This is a genomic window from Pseudoalteromonas sp. SG45-1, from assembly GCF_014164135.1.
Lineage (GTDB): Bacteria > Pseudomonadota > Gammaproteobacteria > Enterobacterales > Alteromonadaceae > Pseudoalteromonas > Pseudoalteromonas distincta.
Map to the genome: position 1 here is coordinate 1 of NZ_JACJEP010000102.1, position 215 is coordinate 215.

The 215-nt window shown below is 36.7% G+C and carries 1 rRNA gene; it reads right to left on the reverse strand.

Going from position 1 to position 215, the window contains the following annotated elements:
• Positions 1-121 precede the first annotated feature (121 nt).
• Positions 122-215: ribosomal RNA gene (locus H5117_RS20540) — 23S ribosomal RNA — on the reverse strand; the annotation flags it as partial.

Genomic DNA, 215 nt, shown 5'->3' on the forward strand with positions numbered 1-215 from the left:
TCTACGCATTAACTGAATTTGGAAAATATCTGATAATATTTTTTAAGTCTTTCTAAGTAATTTCTACTTTAGTTATATTAACTTCTGTCTAAACTGTCGCATAAAACGCGTTTGGCGTTGTATGGTTAAGCCTCACGGGTAATTAGTACAAGTTAGCTTAATGGCTCACACCACTTCCACACCTTGCCTATCAACGTTGTAGTCTTCAACGGCCC